Annotated in this window: 1 pseudogene; it reads right to left on the bottom strand. The window is 35.6% G+C overall.

The annotated features are described in order from the left end of the window. A pseudogene (locus tag ACTHS3_RS17795) lies at positions 1-278 on the bottom strand (DNA repair protein); the annotation flags it as partial.

Genomic DNA, 278 nt, shown 5'->3' with positions numbered 1-278 from the left:
CTTCCGTTGTTACTCCCCATTTTTCTGCCAGCTTAGCGACAGTCAATGTATCGTATTTTTTAGCAATTTCTATATTCTGATTTTTCTGCGAAACTTGCTCTTTTTCTACTACGTCAACTGAAATTTTAACTTCATCGCTAATACGGATAATACGCTGCGCTTCGCTATAAGCATCTTGATAGACTTCTCCATCTTCACTACGCTTCAGTAAGATACCCATTTCATTATTATTTATTTGGCTGAATTCATATAAATTCAGGCTTGTAATAATGCAAGCA

Source organism: Neisseria sp. P0009.S007 (assembly GCF_051962515.1).
This window is presented reverse-complemented; position numbering and strand designations above follow the sequence as displayed.